Raw genomic sequence first — 2,187 nt, 5'->3', positions numbered from 1 at the left:
GGAAAGCGAAGTGCCTGGAGCGGAAATCAACAGACAAATTTAGCAGAGCCTATTCTTTAAATAAATCATTTTCACTTAGCCGTAGAGATTTTTGCTGAATAACAACTTGAAAATAAGCACTCATTCCAGAAGGCATAATCAAACTTCGAATGGCTCGATTTCGCTTACTGACCTCTGAGAACGGATTAGGATCATAATGATTTTCTAAATCCTTAAGAATGCCAGCATTTAATAAAAATTCATTCTGTCTTAACTTGGTTAACAACTTCAGATTCACATGCTCACCTTTTCGAATAAGTGAATCAAGATGGATATGGGTAGTTATGTCCATTTCCCCTGGATTCAGTAACACATCATCAATCATCTGATGTTGATAATAACCTCGTAAACTGCCCCTCGCCCTTTGTGGCTCCATCCATTCTGCATTTGAATAGCCATAATCAGCTGTAACAACCAGTCCCTTTAGTAAGGTTTTTGAAATGTCCTTTAGCATATTCTCCATCATTAATGGAACTTCTAGCCGTTGGTTTTCATTTAGATTCAGTTGATTGTCCTCTAAAAAAGAATAAATGGCTGCATTGGATAATGGGACCCTTTTCTCGAACAACTTTCCATTTTGACAGCCAATCATTACCTCAAATAGCTCTCCATTAACTTTTTCAATTACATGGACCGGAAGTGCATCAAAAAGTTCATTTGAAAAGACCATTCCTTCAAAGGCCCCTAGTTCATTAAGATTTTCTACTTGGGTAATGGAAAAGTCTATACTTAGCAGTTCCCTCTGTAATTTGCGGTGGTAGGGACTACTTTCCACAATAATATACTCGATTGGTGTTTGGATGGATTCGTTCCATTCCTCTAAAAAAGCCCTTGCAAAACGCCCATTACCAGCACCAATTTCACAAAATACCGGGTTTAATTCTTTCCTCTCACAGACCCGAGAAAACCATTTAGCAATCAGCCTGCCATATATATCAGAAATATTACTTGTGGTTATGAAGTCTCCGTTCCGTCCAATTTTCTGTTTGTCTTTCATATAATAGCCGAATTCAGGATGGTAAAGTGCAGTTGAAATATAATCGGCATAGGAAATTAAATTCATTGGTGCTGTTGAAATTAATTGTTGTAAGTAGCTAATCATAAAGACTCCTTTTAGGTTAACACTATTGACATAGTGTTAAAGTTATTATATTGTTAGATTAGTAGCTTAACAATATCCCCTCCCGTTATATGAAAAGAACATCCCCCAGAAAAACCCTTCTCCTTCGAGAGGGGTTTTTCTTTGTTCTCTCCACTTTCTAATTAAAAACCATTCAAAAAAGGGTTACTATCCATTTCTTCAATAATAGTTGTTACAGGTCCATGACCAGACAGAACATACGTGTCTTCAGGTAAACTCAGCAGCTTGTCATGTATGCTTTTTAACAGCTGTGCTTGATTGCCTCCTGGCAGATCCGTACGGCCGATACTTCCTTGAAATAAAGCATCACCCGAAATAACAAATCCTTCTTTTTCAAAAAAATAAGAAACACTTCCCGGTGAATGTCCAGGAGTATGAAATACGGCAAACTCAAAATCACCTATCTTCAGTGTTCCCTCATCCTTAATAAGGTGGTCAGCAGGAGCGACTTTAATTGATTCAACCTGAATAAAAAACTGAGAACCATTTAATGTGGGATCGCTAAGCCATTTTTCTTCCTGTTTATGTAGATAAACAGGAATGTTGAATGCTTGTCTCACTTCATCTACAGCCCCTATATGATCAAAATGTGCATGCGTTAAAAGGATCGCACTAGGTTTCAGTTTTCTTTGGTTCAGTAAATGGATTAGTTTCTTTCCTTCTCCACCTGGGTCAAAGATTAAGCATGACTTATCTGGATTTTCAACAATAGTACAGTTTGTTTGAATACTTCCTAAAGGAAGTTGTTGCCATTTCATTTCCAGTTCCTCCAATCAATACGATATAATTATTTTACACTATTTAATAGGCTCTGTTAAACTTGCCAGTTGATTTCCGCTCCAGGTGCTTCGCTTTCCGTGGGCGTTTCGGCGAGCCTCCTCGGCGCTTGCGCCTGCGGGGTCTCCCCTGAACCGTACTCCCACAGGAGTCTTCGCACCTTCCGCTCCAATCAACAGGGCAAAAAACTATCATTTTAATCAAAGCCTAATTTTCCACTTTTTTTATAC

2 protein-coding genes are annotated in these 2,187 nt (G+C 38.4%); both read right to left on the bottom strand.

Annotation, left to right across the window (positions count from 1 at the left end; translation table 11 throughout):
* Nucleotides 1-49 precede the first annotated feature (49 nt).
* A complete protein-coding gene (locus ABES03_RS23770; RefSeq protein WP_430121352.1) occupies nt 50-1,141 on the bottom strand; it encodes a class I SAM-dependent methyltransferase in 1,092 nt (363 codons plus the stop codon).
* A 161-nt stretch (nt 1,142-1,302) separates the two neighbouring features.
* A complete protein-coding gene (locus ABES03_RS23765; RefSeq protein WP_430121350.1) occupies nt 1,303-1,938 on the bottom strand; it encodes an MBL fold metallo-hydrolase in 636 nt (211 codons plus the stop codon).
* Nucleotides 1,939-2,187: the final 249 nt, after the last annotated feature.

Source organism: Neobacillus rhizosphaerae (assembly GCF_050477885.1).
In the GTDB taxonomy this organism is placed as follows: Bacteria; Bacillota; Bacilli; order Bacillales; family Cytobacillaceae; genus Neobacillus; species Neobacillus rhizosphaerae_A.
This window is presented reverse-complemented; position numbering and strand designations above follow the sequence as displayed.

Excerpts from the sequence above, each read along its gene's own strand:
- ABES03_RS23770 (WP_430121352.1), bottom strand. The coding sequence starts at position 1,141 with ATGATTAGCTACTTACAACAATTAATTTCAACAGCACCAATGAATTTA.
- ABES03_RS23765 (WP_430121350.1), bottom strand. The coding sequence starts at position 1,938 with ATGAAATGGCAACAACTTCCTTTAGGAAGTATTCAAACAAACTGTACT.